The organism is Chryseobacterium sp. JV274, from assembly GCF_903969135.1.
GTDB lineage: Bacteria > Bacteroidota > Bacteroidia > Flavobacteriales > Weeksellaceae > Chryseobacterium.
In genome coordinates this window covers 471759-486533 of the sequence record NZ_LR824569.1, presented here as the reverse complement: position 1 = coordinate 486533, position 14775 = coordinate 471759, and the positions used below count along the sequence as shown (strand labels likewise).

Annotated in this window: 13 protein-coding genes; 4 read left to right on the top strand and 9 right to left on the bottom strand. The window is 36.9% G+C overall.

The window, feature by feature from the left end; genetic code table 11:
- Positions 1-14: 14 nt before the first annotated feature.
- The 3 genes from CHRYMOREF3P_RS02280 to CHRYMOREF3P_RS02270 all read left to right on the top strand — a co-directional run bounded on the left by CHRYMOREF3P_RS02280 (position 15) and on the right by CHRYMOREF3P_RS02270 (position 2495).
- The gene (locus tag CHRYMOREF3P_RS02280; protein ID WP_077417377.1) at positions 15-329 is read left to right on the top strand and encodes a winged helix-turn-helix transcriptional regulator; all 315 of its coding nucleotides are present in this window, start codon (positions 15-17) and stop codon (positions 327-329) included.
- A gap of 123 nt (positions 330-452) precedes the next feature.
- Positions 453-1904, top strand: coding sequence for a T9SS type A sorting domain-containing protein (locus tag CHRYMOREF3P_RS02275; RefSeq protein WP_077417379.1), 1452 nt, complete (start codon positions 453-455; stop codon positions 1902-1904).
- Between the two features lie 39 nt (positions 1905-1943).
- On the top strand, positions 1944-2495 hold the full coding sequence (locus tag CHRYMOREF3P_RS02270) for a hypothetical protein (RefSeq protein WP_180563753.1): 552 nt from the start codon (positions 1944-1946) through the stop codon (positions 2493-2495).
- Between the two features lie 120 nt (positions 2496-2615).
- On the opposite strand, the gene bioA is transcribed toward CHRYMOREF3P_RS02270, so the two are convergent.
- From bioA to CHRYMOREF3P_RS02245, 5 genes are all read right to left on the bottom strand, one after another.
- Positions 2616-3908 (bottom strand): adenosylmethionine--8-amino-7-oxononanoate transaminase, encoded by a 1293-nt coding sequence (gene bioA, locus CHRYMOREF3P_RS02265; protein WP_077417383.1) that lies wholly within the window; start codon positions 3906-3908, stop codon positions 2616-2618.
- A 289-nt stretch (positions 3909-4197) separates the two neighbouring features.
- On the bottom strand, positions 4198-5181 hold the full coding sequence (bioB, locus tag CHRYMOREF3P_RS02260) for a biotin synthase BioB (protein WP_077417385.1): 984 nt from the start codon (positions 5179-5181) through the stop codon (positions 4198-4200).
- Positions 5181-5795 (bottom strand): dethiobiotin synthase, encoded by a 615-nt coding sequence (gene bioD, locus CHRYMOREF3P_RS02255; RefSeq protein WP_180563752.1) that lies wholly within the window; start codon positions 5793-5795, stop codon positions 5181-5183. Before bioD ends, bioB begins: the two co-directional genes overlap by 1 nt.
- A gap of 77 nt (positions 5796-5872) precedes the next feature.
- Positions 5873-6982 (bottom strand): aminotransferase class I/II-fold pyridoxal phosphate-dependent enzyme, encoded by a 1110-nt coding sequence (locus CHRYMOREF3P_RS02250; RefSeq protein ID WP_180563751.1) that lies wholly within the window; start codon positions 6980-6982, stop codon positions 5873-5875.
- Complete coding sequence (locus tag CHRYMOREF3P_RS02245; protein WP_077417391.1) at positions 6975-7598, bottom strand: hypothetical protein; 624 nt, start codon at positions 7596-7598, stop codon at positions 6975-6977. The genes CHRYMOREF3P_RS02250 and CHRYMOREF3P_RS02245 overlap by 8 nt, the downstream gene beginning before the upstream one ends.
- 66 nt (positions 7599-7664) lie before the next feature.
- Here CHRYMOREF3P_RS02245 and CHRYMOREF3P_RS02240 point away from each other — a divergent pair, with 66 nt between their 5' ends.
- Complete coding sequence (locus CHRYMOREF3P_RS02240) at positions 7665-9155, top strand: PLP-dependent aminotransferase family protein (protein WP_180563750.1); 1491 nt, start codon at positions 7665-7667, stop codon at positions 9153-9155.
- Between the two features lie 360 nt (positions 9156-9515).
- Here the strand turns inward: CHRYMOREF3P_RS02240 and CHRYMOREF3P_RS02235 are convergent, their stop codons facing one another.
- From CHRYMOREF3P_RS02235 to CHRYMOREF3P_RS02220, 4 genes are read right to left on the bottom strand one after another with little or no spacing between them, the layout of a single operon-like run.
- Positions 9516-10703, bottom strand: coding sequence for a PepSY-associated TM helix domain-containing protein (locus tag CHRYMOREF3P_RS02235; protein ID WP_180563749.1), 1188 nt, complete (start codon positions 10701-10703; stop codon positions 9516-9518).
- A gap of 2 nt (positions 10704-10705) precedes the next feature.
- Positions 10706-13150 carry a TonB-dependent receptor gene (locus CHRYMOREF3P_RS02230; RefSeq protein WP_180563748.1) on the bottom strand — a complete coding sequence of 815 codons (2445 nt, stop codon included), beginning with the start codon at positions 13148-13150 and terminating at the stop codon, positions 10706-10708.
- Positions 13137-14525 (bottom strand): AMP-binding protein, encoded by a 1389-nt coding sequence (locus tag CHRYMOREF3P_RS02225; RefSeq protein WP_180563747.1) that lies wholly within the window; start codon positions 14523-14525, stop codon positions 13137-13139. Before CHRYMOREF3P_RS02225 ends, CHRYMOREF3P_RS02230 begins: the two co-directional genes overlap by 14 nt.
- A 4-nt stretch (positions 14526-14529) precedes the next feature.
- Positions 14530-14775, bottom strand: a complete 246-nt coding sequence (locus tag CHRYMOREF3P_RS02220; RefSeq protein ID WP_047374822.1) for an acyl carrier protein — start codon at positions 14773-14775, stop codon at positions 14530-14532.

Here is a 14775-nt window from a genome sequence, read left to right as displayed (position 1 = left end):
TATTCAACTGACTTATGAATTTTGAAGAATTTAAAAACTGTGGATTGAGACGAAGCCTGAATATTCTTTCAGGGAAATGGAAACCACTGATTCTGCATAACCTTTTTGAAGAAGATAAAGTACGTTTTGTAGAACTTTGGCGAAGTATGCCCCGGGTTTCCAAGAAAGTACTTGCAGAGCAATTGAAGCAGCTTGAAGACGACCTTATTATTGAACGGATTGAAGTCTATAATTTTCCGCCTGAAGTATATTACAAGTTAACCGAAAAAGGTCAAAAGCTTGGCCCTATTCTTTCTGAGCTTCATTCATGGGGAAATGGACTGGAGTAAAGCAAAAATCTGAGCACTTTTTTACTTTTCTAAAATTTTATCATACATTTGAAAACACAACCTAAAAATTATACTTACACAGGTTACATTTTAACCTCAAAATTTTATTAAAAAAACCAAACAATGAAAAAACAATTATTATTTGTGCTTACTCTCGTGGCACAAGCTTCTTTTGCACAAATTATTTCCAAAGATCCTGCGTTTGCTTCGAACGGGATTTATACCCTTCCAGCAGGAAGCTCATATTTAGGAACGGGAAGCTCTTATGCAGGAGAATTGACTGCAGCGACAAATTCAGTATTCTATAAATCCTATAATACCGGCACCAACCAATTAATTATTTCTAAAGCGACAAATTACAGTGGCTCTTTAGATATGACTTTTGGCACGAATGGCAACATTGCATTGAATTACAATGATGGTTCTCTTGCTGGATTTATAAGACATGCAGATGATAAATTAACTTTACTGCTCAAACGATATGGTTCTACAAACAATATGTGTTATTTGGATGTAATTCGATTACTTCCGAATGGGCAGTTAGACCCTTCATTTGGAAATGGAGGAATAAAGGTATTAGCTAATTTATCAGTTTCTTTTGAATTAACTAATCTTATACAGCAGGGAAATAAAATTCTTGTTTCAGGAATAAGTATGGATTCTTTTGGACAAACTGACGGGAAAACTCATACATTAAGATTAAATTCGGATGGTACATCAGACAATAGCTTTGGGAATAACGGAGAAATACTGACTTATCAACAGAATCCTTTTCAGAGTCCTTATCTTCCTCGGATCATTTTAGATAACCAGCTTAATCTTCTTTTTTTTGGAAATGGTACAATAAAAAAATACACTGTTGACGGGCAGCCTATGACTGGTTTTGGTAACAATGGAGAAGTTTTGTTTAGTGGTGACCCCAGTATTGTAAAAGTAGATTCTGCCAATAAAATTGTATATGCAAAGAATGATTTAATGTGGCAGACACCACCTGCATTAGGAAGGCTTAATGCCGATGGTACACCAGATACCACATTTAATTATAATGGTATTGTTGGACTTGAATTCCGTGATATCTATGAAAAAAATGGTTCTTATTATATTGCGGGCTTTGCTGACCTTAATAATAGTGGCTACACTTATTATTATATCTCTAAGCTAAATCAAAATGGAACTGTTGATCCTGTATTTGGAGAATATATAGAAAATGATCCTAATTTAGTCTATCATAATATTAACGCAATAAAGGTTTTTGATAATAATATCATTGTGAGCACCGATGGAGAAACATTAAATATTGTAAAATATCTTATAAACGGTACTGCTACATTAGCAACAAAAGGAACGGTAAAAAATAATCCTGAAATTACTTTTGGAAGCCCAGTACAAAATCATTTAACTTATCAATCAAAAGAAAAAATTGATAAAATAGAGATCTATTCTGTTGGTGGAAAATTATTAAAAACTGTAATAGAAAATAATGCTGATGTTTCTGACCTTTCTGAAGGAGTGTATTTTGTAAAAACTATTTTTGAAAATGGAAGATTTTCCACAAAAAAGCTAATTAAGAAGTAGAAAAAATATATATTTAAAAAACTAATAACAATTCTATCAATGAAAAGAATCATCATTATGATTTCCTGTGTATCAGGTGTATGGGCAGCTGCTCAAATTGCACCACCTCCTGTTCAAAGATCTACAACAACATCTCGCGGACTTCCCATCAATTCTAGAAAAGGGACATTAATTGAGAAGAAAATCATTAATGTAGGTAAGTTTAAAAACCTGAATATTCAAAAAATTGAAACAAAAGACGCTTCGGATAACTTATCAGAAACTTTTCTGGGGATAATGTATGAATATGAAACTTTTGACCAAATATCGAAAAAGACCCTTACGATTGATAAAAATGAATTGGGGAAGCTTATCCAGGCTCTTCATACTGTGGAACAGAAAGAAAATGAAAAATCGAATCAGGAAACCAAATATAAATTTGTCACCATGAGCAATATTGAATTTGGGAGTGTTTATCGTGAGAAACTTTCATCCTGGGTCAACTATATAAAAATTCCGTCAAGCCATTATAATCAGAATTTGCTTGAATTCAGTAAAGAAGAATTGAAAGAGTTGATTGGTATTTTAAAGAAAGCTGAGCAAGAGCTCTAAGACAATCAGGCAATTATTGCGAAAATAAAACGCTGAATATAAAACCCTAAAAACCTTATAGATTTTGGAAATCTATAAGGTTTAAAAAAATTAAAAAAAATTATTACCTGAAGAGATCGTTTAATCTCTAAACTGATCCAGAACTTCCATAATATTCTGATATACAAAATCCAATTCTTCGGAAGTAATACAATATGGCGGAACCAGATAGATTACATTCCCCAGCGGCCTCATAATAATCCCTCTTTTTAAGAATTCATTGTAAAGCTTCTTCCCTATTTCATTGAAATAAGAAGTACCATTCCCGGTTTTAAAATCGAAAGCTAAAATAGTCCCGATCTGACGAACCTTTTCTACATGAGGATGAAAAGCAAGTGCTTTTGCAAACTCTGAATGTTGATGAGTGATGCGGTTGATATTCATTTGAGTTTCGTTTGTAAGTAATAGTTCCATGCTGGCAAGAGCCGCTGTACAGGCTAAAGGATTGGCTGTAAACGAATGCCCGTGAAATAAGGTTTTATGACGATCATCTGAAAGAAAGGCATTGTAAATTTCATCAGAACAAGTCGTGATTCCCATTGGCATAGTTCCTCCGGTAAGTCCTTTTGAAAAACACATAATATCCGGTTTTTCTGTAAGATAATCTGCTGCGAAAAGCTTACCTGTTCTTCCGAATCCTGTAAAAACTTCATCCTGGATCATAAGAATCCCCTCTTCCCTGCAGAATTTCATTAGCTGGCCAAGGTCTTCTGCTTTATGCATCAACATTCCTGCAGCACCCTGAACTAATGGCTCATAGATAAAGCAAGCCACTTCATCAGCCAGATCTTTAATCTGTTTTTGCAGGCTTTCCAGGTTTTCTGCATTGGGTGTATCAATAAAAACAACTTCAAACAGCATGCTTTCGAAAGGTCTTGTCCAGAAGCTTTTTCCACTTACAGACATGGCTCCGAAAGTATCTCCGTGATAAGCATTTTTAAAAGCTAAAATCTTCGTCTTCTTTTTCTCTTTATTGTATGCATATTGAATACACATTTTTAAAGCAACTTCTACTGCTGTAGAGCCATTATCCGAATAAAAGACCTTTTTCTGGCCAGCCGGAAGAAGTTTGAGTAAATTTTCAGAAAGCTTTACAGCGGGTTCATGGGTAAATCCTGCAAAAATAACCTGTTCCAGTGTATTTAACTGTTCAAAAACACGTTGTGCAATATAAGGGTGAGAATGGCCGTGCAAAGTCACCCACCAAGATGAAACGACATCCAGATATTTTTTCCCTTCGTTATCATACAGGTAAATTCCTTTTCCTTTTACAATAGGAATAATATCGTCAGCTGTTTTCATCTGCGTATACGGATGCCAGTTGACCGCTTTATCTCTTTGCTGCAGGCTGATTTCTTTTGTTATTGTATTCATATATTGATGTAAAGAGTAAAAATGAGTGACGTAGTACTTTAATTTTAACGCTATGATCGCTAAGTTTTTTAATTTGTATGCTGTTTTTAAGTTCGCAAAGGCGCTTCACTAAGCAATAATAAACATTCTGCCTTGCTGAATAGAATGCCTTTGCGAACGAAATATTTTTACATTTAATCAATATTTCTTTGCGAATCTTAGCGTTAAATATTGATTAAGGTATTTATCAATGTTATAATAAAAGCGATAATACTAATGATCCAGCCCATCATTCATCATTCATAATTATCTAACAGCAGGTTTCCTTTTTCATCATAGGTTTCAATCCTAATGTCTGAAGCATCTGCATATCTTCAGAAACTCCCGGATTAGGCGTTACCAATAATGTTTCTCTTTCTCCTGTGAAAATGGAATTGGCTCCTGCCATAAAGCACCAAGCCTGTTCTGTCTCAGACATTTCTATACGGCCGGCACTTAATCTTACCATAGAAGACGGCATTACGATTCTTGCGGTAGCAATCATTCTTACCATTTCCCAGGTATCTACTTTTTCATTATCCTCTAAAGGTGTTCCTGCTACTCTTGCTAATGCATTGATAGGAACAGATTCCGGATGTTTTGGCATTGTTGCTAATGTCAGAAGCATTGAAATTCTGTCTCTGTGGGTTTCACCCAGTCCGATAATTCCTCCGGAGCACACGGTGATTCCTGCATTTCTTACATTGTTGATGGTATTGATCCTGTTGTCAAATGTTCTGGTAGAAATGATCTCTTCATAATATTGCTCAGAGGTGTCAAGATTGTGATTGTACGCATATAATCCTGCTTCCTGTAGTCTGATAGCCTGTTCTTCAGTAAGCATTCCCAGTGTACAGCAAACTTCAAGGCCTAGATCATTTACGCCTTTTACCATGTCAATCACCCTGTCAAAGTCACGGTTATTACGAACTTCACGCCATGCTGCAGCCATACAGAATCTTGAAGATCCGGAATCTTTTGCTTTCTGAGCATGGGCAATTACAGTTTCAGTTGGCAACAAAGCCTGTACTTTGATATTCGTGTGATAACGGGCTGCCTGTCCGCAGTATGAACAGTCTTCAGGACATCCGCCGGTTTTGATGGATAATAAAGTGGAGATCTGTACTTCAGAAGGATCATGCCATTCGCGGTGTACGGTGGCTGCCTTATAGATCAGTTCCATCAGAGGAAGATGATAAATTTCCTCAATCTCTTCTTTAGTCCAGGTATTTCTCAATGTTGTTTTTGTATCCATTATCCTATTTTTGTTATTGTTAATTGCTTTGCAGCATGTTTTATAGATTCCTTATCAGTAGTGTTGATTTCGGGAATCTTTATAATTTTTGTTTCTTTTTCAATAAAACTGCAGATTACTCTTTCTGTATCTTCCGGGAAATCTCCGTTAAGAATTAAATATTCCAATGGGATCTCTCTCTGTTGTAATGTTATGATTGATAATAAGCTGTGATTGATACATCCGAGATAATTTCTGACTACCAATGCAGCCGGAAGGTTTAATTCTTCTATCAGATCGATCATGAATGTAGAGTCAGATAAGGGCACCATAAGGCCTCCTGCTCCTTCTACAATCAATGGGTTTCCGGTTTTTGGGAGTTGAAAATCATTCAGATTTATGGTAATATTTTCTTCTCTTGCGGACTGATGTGGTGATGCGGCCAGCTGTAATCGGAAAGTTTCCGGATGGCAGAAGTTCGTGTCTGTCCATGCTTCAATTTTATCACTGTCCGTATACTGCAGATCTCCGGACTGTATGGGTTTCCAGTATTCTGTTTTAAAATGCTGAACCAAAACAGCCGAGCAGACTGTTTTTCCGATTTCGGTTCCTATTCCTGTTATAAATAATTTCATGTGTTTCGAGATTCGGGATTCGTGTTCCGGGGTTTGGAAGTTTTTCGAGAAAATTGCTTTATTTCTCCTCTTTTCTTTTAAATAAATTCTTTAATGATTCCTGTCAGTTTTATAATTTCCTTTTCTGTATTAAAGCTGTGAAGACATATCCGCAATCGTTCACTTCCTTCTTTTACTGTGGGGCTATATATCGCATAGGCTAAGAATCCTTCCTCAGATAAAGTATCCTGTAATTGTTTCAGTTTTTGATTATCAGGAATTACAATAGCCTGAACCGGGCTTGTTTCCATTGATGGAGACTCTAGATTTTGGCTTCGGAAAATTTTAATATTGTCCTGAAGTTTTATCGCCAGGTCATGATTTTGATCTAAAAATTCATATCCTGTTTTTATACTCATCCACTGAAAATCCTGTGCGGATGTGCTATAAATGAACGGACTCGCAAAATTAATCAGATAAGATTTTACTGTTTCATTGCAGAGGATTGCTGCTCCATGGGATCCGAGTGCTTTTCCATAGGTCACCACAACTGCTGAAACCTGATGTTGTAACTGATATTTTTCAATCAATCCATATCCGAAAACTCCAAATGCATGGGCTTCATCAACAATCAAATAGGCATTATACTGATCAGCAAGCTCAGCAATTTCCTGAATAGGAGCAAAATCTCCCTCCATAGAGTAAAGACTTTCTATGGCAATATAGCATTGGTTTTCCTGTCTTTTTAAAATGTTTTCAAGATCCTCAAGATCATTATGCCTGAACTTTAATTTTTTAGCATTCGACAGTTTGCAGGCATCATGTACCGACCGATGAATCTGTTCGTCTACAATAATTATATCATGACGGCTGGGAAGCGTAGAAAACAAGGCCAGATTGGCATTATATCCAGACGGAAAAAGTAATGCAGATTCAAACTGATGCATCTGAGCAATATAATTTTCTACAGAAACCGCAATATCATTGTTTCCACTAATGAGCCTCGAACCTGTACTTCCTGAAAGCAATTGAGGATTATCTGTAATCTTTTGCAGTAGTAAATGCTGAAGTTCTTTACTTTTTGCAAATCCCAGATAGTCATTGGAGTAGAAATCAATTCCATCAGATTGAAGTCGCAAACGTCTTAATGTTCCTTCCTCTTTTCTTTTGTTAAGAGATTCCTGAAAGCGATTGCTATTACTAAGCATAATTCAACTGAGCTACTTCTTCTGTAACAGCATTAATCCATTCTTCGTGCAGGTCTTTTTCTATTGTTAAAACATGGTCTGCATGCTTTTTCCAGTCTGGTGAAAATTCATTAAGCTGGTTGATCATTTCTTCAAGATGGCCTTCTTCCTCAAGAATAATAGATTTTACCATAATTCTGGAAGAAGCTTCGGTAAGAACCTGCTGGTAGACAGGATAAAGTTCATCAGCACGTACCTCAATAGCATAGGTTACAAAAAGGTATGCAGCATATTTAATATCTGTTTTATTAAGATTAAAAGCTTTCTGAAGATAACGACAGGCTTTAATGTCCAATGAGTGAAGATATTGGCTTGTTGCTATGGGAGCCAGAAGTTCTGTACTTTCGTAGGTTTTACATAATTCAGGATCTATTTTCCCGATCTGTTTTTTTAGATAATAAGCATGGCGGTGCTCTTCAGCAGCATGTTTCAGCTGGATCTGAGAAACCAGAGTTGGATGTTCACATTTTGATATTTTTCTTGCACCGGCATTTTCCATGAAAGAAAGTGTATTCAGCCATTTGGCGTGGGTACTTCCTTCCTGTACAATTTTTTTTAACAGATGATGAAATTCCATAGATTTTTATTTTGATGTCAAAAGTAGTATATTGCCGGATGGTTGTATGGTGCCAGTTTTGATATTATGGATAGTCCGGTTAAGATTCCTTACGAAAGTTTTATAAAGATTGATAGAAAATCAGAGACTTCTATCTATTTGCAGATTGCGAATCAGTTGATCAATGCTATTCAAAGAGGCTTTTTACCTTTTGGAACGAAACTTCCGGGAACAAGAACGTTCAGTGAAATGCTGGAAATCCATAGAAATACAGCTGTTACTGTGTATGATGAATTGTCGGCTCAGGGTTGGACAGAGAGTTTTCCGAATAAAGGAACATTTGTCATTGGAAAGGATCAGGAAAAACCTGTAAAAGTGAACGATTTTGAGGAAAATAACCTTCAAAACTATCCAATATCGACCGGTTTTTCATTCAAAACATCCAATATTCTTGATAATCCTTTTGAACATTCGGACTGTGAATATGTCTTTAATGATGGAGTGCCTGATATCCGTTTGACGCAGATCGGGCAGCATTCCCGGTTTTACAGTTCTATTCTGAAGCGTAAATCCAATCAGAAGGCTTTAGGACATTATAATCATGATGGAAGTGAGTTTTTTAAAGAACATTTATCACAATATCTGAATCTCTCCCGTGGACTCCCTATTTCCAAGAACAATCTGCTCATTACCAGAAGTACTGAAATGAGTATTTATATTGTTTCCGAAATTCTTCTTTCGGCTGGCGATATTGTATTAGTAGGAGCTTTAAGTTATTTTTCCGTCAATATGATTTTTATGAAAGCGGGGGTTGATATTGTTTCTATCCCTATTGATGAGGAAGGAATTATCGTAGAAAGTGTAAGAGAAGCCTGTAAAAAGCAGAAAATAAGAATGCTTTATCTGACACCTCATCACCACTATCCTACTACTGTTGCTTTGAGCGCTCAGAGAAGATTTGAATTATTGGAACTTGCGAATGAATATGGATTTATTATTCTGGAGGATGATTATGATTATGAATTTCATTACGATAAAAGCCCCATTCTTCCTTTAGCCAGTGCTGATACCAATGGAATGGTGATCTATATCGGTTCTTTCGGGAAATCTTTGGCTCCAGGATTCAGGACAGGATTTATCGTGGCTCCTGAAAATCTGATGACAGAAATGCGTAAATACCTTGGAATTATCGATCGTCAGGGTGATATTCTAATGGAAAGAGCCCTTGGAGAAATGATTGCAGAAGGGGAAATCAACCGCTATCTGAAAAAATCTTTAAAAGTTTATCAGGAAAGGCGTGATTATTTTTCTGCGCTTCTGGAAGAAAACCTGGGTGATTTTATCTCCTTTCAGAAACCTTCGGGCGGTCTTGCCATTTGGCTGGAATGGAATATTCCACTGAATCTGATGCAATTGAGCCGAAACTGTGCAAAAGATAATCTTTTCATTCCTAAAACACTGTTGTATCAGAATAAAGGTCTTACCGCCATGCGACTGGGGTTTGGTGATCTTAATTTTGAAGAGATGAACAAAGGGATTGAGGTTTTTTCGAAAAATGTGAAGGGATTGATAAACTGATTATTTTATTAGTTGGAAAACGCGAAGGCGCAAATAAGGGCCAAAACAATGTGTTTTAAGGCGCGAGGATTTTATCTTCGATAAAATTGATACTGGATAATATGAAGTTCTAACCTTTTAAATTGATTATTTTTGATCACAAAAGTCACAAAAGTTCTTAACCGATTAAGTTTTTTAAAGCTAAATTTCATACATAATAAAGTACACCTAAGTTTTGAAAAAATCTTTGATTTTCTTCTTATGTGAACTTTTCTGCGGTATCTTTTTAAACTTACTTAAGTGAACTAATGTGTTTTTAAAATAAAACTTTTGTGACTTTTGTGGTTTTAAAAAAAAGTAAAAGCCTCTTTCCAGAGGCCTTTACTGATAATGAGAAGGAAAAATTACTTTGTTTTTCTTATGTTTTGGTTTCTTCTTTTTCTTATTCAAATAAATGATAAATCCGGTAATGGGAAGTGATAGTGCGATAACAGCCGCCAGAAAATAAATAATTCTGGTAGTCAGTCCCAGGATACTTCCGGTGTGAAGATCATAATTTCTTTCTCTTAATGCGGTTCCATATCCGATATTTTTGTTTTTATAAGATTGAGATTTTAAAATATCTCCTGAATACTGATCAAAATTAAAATGTTCATTTCTGTATTGTCTTCCATCATAAGTAAGTTCAGCATAATACGTTCCCTCTTCCGATCTTGGAAAATTGATAAGTGCTGACTTCTTATCTTTCAGTCCTTTTTCCATGGTATTTCCAATCAGATTGAGGATGTTATTCCGGTCTGAAAGTTCTTCGGAAGGGATGGTACTTTTGGCTTTCTTTTCTGTAGTGTTTCCGTTCAGTGTATTCTTTACCCATTTGTCTACATCTTCAAAGCTCCATATCAATGCGGAATAAGAGATTAAGAGTAAAGGAATCACAGCATAGAAACCCAGCACATTATGAGCGTCATAGTTGATCCTTTTCCAATTGGCTGATGTTTTAATGAAAAACATTCCTTTCAGCATGGTTTTACTCATTTTACGGGGATACCATATCACAAGCCCCGATAAAAGGATAATTGCAAAAATCAATGTGGAATAACCGGTAATTGTTTTTCCTATTTTTTCTCCCAGCAGAAGTCTTCTGTGGAGATCCAGCACAATTTCAAAGAAATCTTTTTTGGCATCTTCTACTTCCTGCACTTTTCCATTGTAGGGATCTACATAAATCCGGTAATAATAAAGATAAGTCCCCCAATACGTCCATGCTTCCTCATCCATTTTCAGCGTTCGGAAGACATAGGTTCGCGAGGGATCGGAAGACATTACCACTCTTTTGACTTTCAACCCTTCAGGAAGTGCTTTTTCTGCTTTTTCCGTAAGTTGAGATAATTCAAGTTTTTTTCTACCGATGTTTTCAACGAAATATCTGTTGGGGTGAACAATGTGTTTTAATTCTTCTTCAAAAGCCAGGATACATCCTGTAGCAGCCATAATAACAACTATAAGCCCGGACGTTAGTCCGAGCCATAGATGTAACTGATATGCTATTTTTCTAAACTTTAACTTCATTCTTAAAATTTAAAGCTAACCTCAGCAACAAAATTACGAGGCATCTGTGCGACTACCACTCCCTGCCCTGCAAAATATTGTACATTACCCAGATTATTCATTTTAAATCCTAATCTGTATCTTTCTTTTTCAAGAGAAATGGAAGCATTGACTAAAGTATAGGCAGGAAATGCAAACTGTCCGGTAACTACCTTGTTTCCGGTAATCTGTTTTCCTACACGGTTTACCCCAAAGCCAACTCCAAGTCCCTGAAATCCTCTGATAGGAAGAATATAACTGATCCATGAATTGAATACATTCGCTGGACCTGCAGATTCCGGACGGCGGCCATCTACAGCTGGATCTGCTTTTTCATATCTGCTGTGGTTGTAGGCATATCCCGCCATAATATTCAATCCCTGAACAGGATTCATGATGGTTTCGATTTCAATCCCTTTACTTCTTTGCTGTCCATCCTGAATAACAATACTGTATTCTTTTCCGTCACGGATGACTCCGGTTCCTCTCTGGATATTGTCAACAAGAATGTCGTAATATGAAACGGTAAAGTTAATCTTGTTTCTCCAAAGGTTTCCTTTGATTCCTACTTCCCACTGGTTCGCCATCTGTGGTTTCATATCTCCGCTATAATCAGCCAATTGCTGCGTAACAGGTGCTGTATAACTGAAACCATTCATATAGTTACCATAAGCAGAGAGTTGATCTTTAAGAATCTGGTAAACAACACCTACTTTTGGAGACCACGCTGTTTGGTTGAATTCTCCTGCACGTTTGTTATCGTTCAGATTCAGCTGGCCTTTGCTTTCATAATGGTCCATACGCAAACTGATCAATGTAGTCAAACGGTCAGTAATGTGAGTTACATTTGAAATATAAGCCCCATAAAGATTGGAGGCAGTGGTATTTCTTACCAAAGGTGTTTTACCAGCAAGAATAGCGGCTTGGGTAGCGGCCTGAATTTTCTGAAGAGCAAGATCTTTGGAAATACTTCCATAGCTGCCTGTCAGGTTTTGTCCATCCACATTGTCGAATACCACAATTGGAGAATGGTTATTATTAATTGTCTGGTTAAGATAGTCTAATCCTATCAAGACTTTATTTTTTATTTTTCCGATGTTAAATTCTCCATTGAAGTTTTGTTGAACACTTGTAGAAGAAGCTTCTGAATTCTGCCACTGTACATTACGTTCTAACATTGCATCACTGGTATTTCCTCTGATAAACTGATATTGGTACAAACCTTCTGTTTTTCTGAAGTTTCTTGAAAGCAAGGTCTGTGAAGTCCATTTATCTGCAATTTTGTAGACAGCTTCTGCTTTTACATTGATTGACGGAGCTTTTAAGGTCATATCATTATTGGAGTAAGATCTTTTCCAGTCGAAGCCAAGTTCATCGGGATTATGAGCAAAATAAGCTCTTGTTCTCGGAAGGAAAATAATCGGTGTATTGGTTCCTTCATAATTGTAAATCTGAGCTCCAAGGTTAAATTTAAGTCTGTCATTAACCTGATAACTTATCGTAGGTGCTACAAAAAATGATTTTCTGAATTCAGAATCTCTGAAACCATTCTGATATTGATACGCTGCATTTAAGCGGAACAGTATATTTCGGGATTCTGTAATGGGACCATAAACATCAGCGGTTACACGGTTCAGATTGTAGCTTCCCATCAGATAAGAAGCCTCGCCACCGAAATAGTCTTTTGGTTTTTTGGTTACTGCATTGATAAGACCTCCAAAAGAAGTTACAGCACCTCCATATAGAGTTCCTGAAGGCCCTTTGATCACCTCCAGACGCTCAATGTCGGCAGGATCTATCTCACCATTGGTATTTGCCGGAACACCATCTACCATGGATACTTTGGTTGGGAAACCTCTAAGGCTGTAATAGAAACTTCCGTCTCCTGAACCTCTTCCCGGGCTTCCCTGCATTTTGACCATACCCGGAACATTTTTCAGTACTTCCGAGATATCGTAAGTAAGCTGTTCCTTCATGATCTGCTGGTTGATGCTTGTATAAGCCTGTGGATTTTCAAGAACTTTCAGAGGCATTTTAGCTACTGAAGTGCTATCTCTATCCAGAAATTTATTTCTGCTCACTGCATATACAGTGATTCCCTCAATCACATTATTGTGTAATGGGGCATAAATCGCAGGAATTTCGTGGACATCTTTCTGAATATGGATAGATTCCCTCATCAGTTCGATGTCATTTAAAACCACCTGAAGCGTATATTCTCCAGGTGGTACATTTTCAAAGTAATATTCTCCTAAATTATTGGTTTTTGCCTGATAAGACGTATTGACAAGTCTTAAAATTGCATTTTTTACTGGTGCCTGTTCTGTCAGCATGATCTTGCCATGAATTCTGTCGCCCTGTTGTGCAGAAAGCGAGTTTGAAGATAAAGCAAGACCAAGAAGTAATATAAGGGTTTTAGATGTTTTCATGCTGTAAGTTTTGTAACAGGGGATAGTTTATTTTACCGTTTTGTGATAATGGAAATGATTCTATAAGTTCGACGCGTACATATTGCGGGTTGATACGCAGTTTATTTTTAATGGTTTCGGTGATGATCTGAGGATCAATGTCCGGATTGTCATACAACACAACGATTTTTTTATCATTGGCATTCAGACATACGAAGGTATTGCCCTGCATTTCATTTTTAAGAATGAATTCTACCTCATCCAGATTAAGGCGTATTCCGAAAAGCTTCATGATACGCTTTATTCTTCCTGTGATATAATAAATTCCGTTCTCCCCTTTTCTGGCGGTATCTCCGGTATGGAGTACGGAAGGTTGCTCATAAGTGGCAAGATCCTCCAGTTTATTGGCATAACCTCCGAAAATACTCATGTGTGAGAAGAGAAGTTCATCGGTTTCAGTATCAATTCTGAAACTTCCGTTGTGTACCGGAGTTCCGATAGAAGTTTCAGCTTCCAGCAATCCTTCTGTGGTAAGATAAGCCATTCTTCCTCCTGCTTCGGTCTGACCATATTGCGCAAAGAATTCTTTTTTAAATTCATGACAATAAGAGAAAATGGTTTTTCTAAGCTCAGCATTGATTACGCCTCCGGTATGAGTAAAATACCTTAGGCTTGGAGAATCTTTTCTGAAAAATCCTATTCTGTTCAGGTTCTCATAAAGGAAAGGAACTCCGCCCAAAGTACTGTAGCCATACTCTTCCATTTCATCCCAGAATGCTTTCTGCATAATGTCTTTATCTGTACAGACAATTCTTCCGGCACGCATACAGTTGGTGGTGAAAATAGAGAATCCATATACAAAGTTGATAGGAACGTTTAAAGGAACCACATCGGATTCCTGAACAGGCATATACTGAAGGATGCTCAAAGCATTCTGATAAAGGCTTTCATCTGATAATTTAACCAGTTTCGGAACACCTGTTGTCCCTGAAGTACTCAAAAGGATTTTAATGTCAGGATGAATTGTAACTTCACTCTTATAGTCATCCTTTGCAAAGATTCTGATGTGGTCTGAGAATTCTTTCAGGCTGTATCCTTCAATAGCTTCTCTTTGCGGATCAAAGATATATTTCGGACGGTATTCTGCCTCGATACGTTCTTTGAATTCTTCATGTAGCTTTTGTCCCAGTACCGCAATGGTGTGCGCTGTTCCGTAAAAATTGAGGAGTACCTCAATACTGGACAGCTGATTGTCATTGTACAAAAAGAGCAGCCCTTTTTCTACCGGATTTAAGCCTAAAGACCGGTACAGCGTTCCCACCGGTATTGTTTTACCGGTGGAAGCATCTGTAAACCCCAAGTTCTTATTGGCAATTACATTTTCTAAAATTTTCATATGCTTAGTTTTCTACGAATACTTCGTATTTTTTCATTTTTTCGCGAATCTTCCCGACGGTTCCCATCTCAAGAATATCATTAAAATCAAATTTGATCTGATAAAACTGTTCAAGCGCTTCTACGATAAGAAGATGAGACATAGAATCCCATTCCGGGATTTCCTGATACGTTAGTTTTTCATCTACCAATTCTTTTTTTATGGCGATGGCAGAGGCGATAATTTCATAAAATTCTTCTGTAGTGTTCAT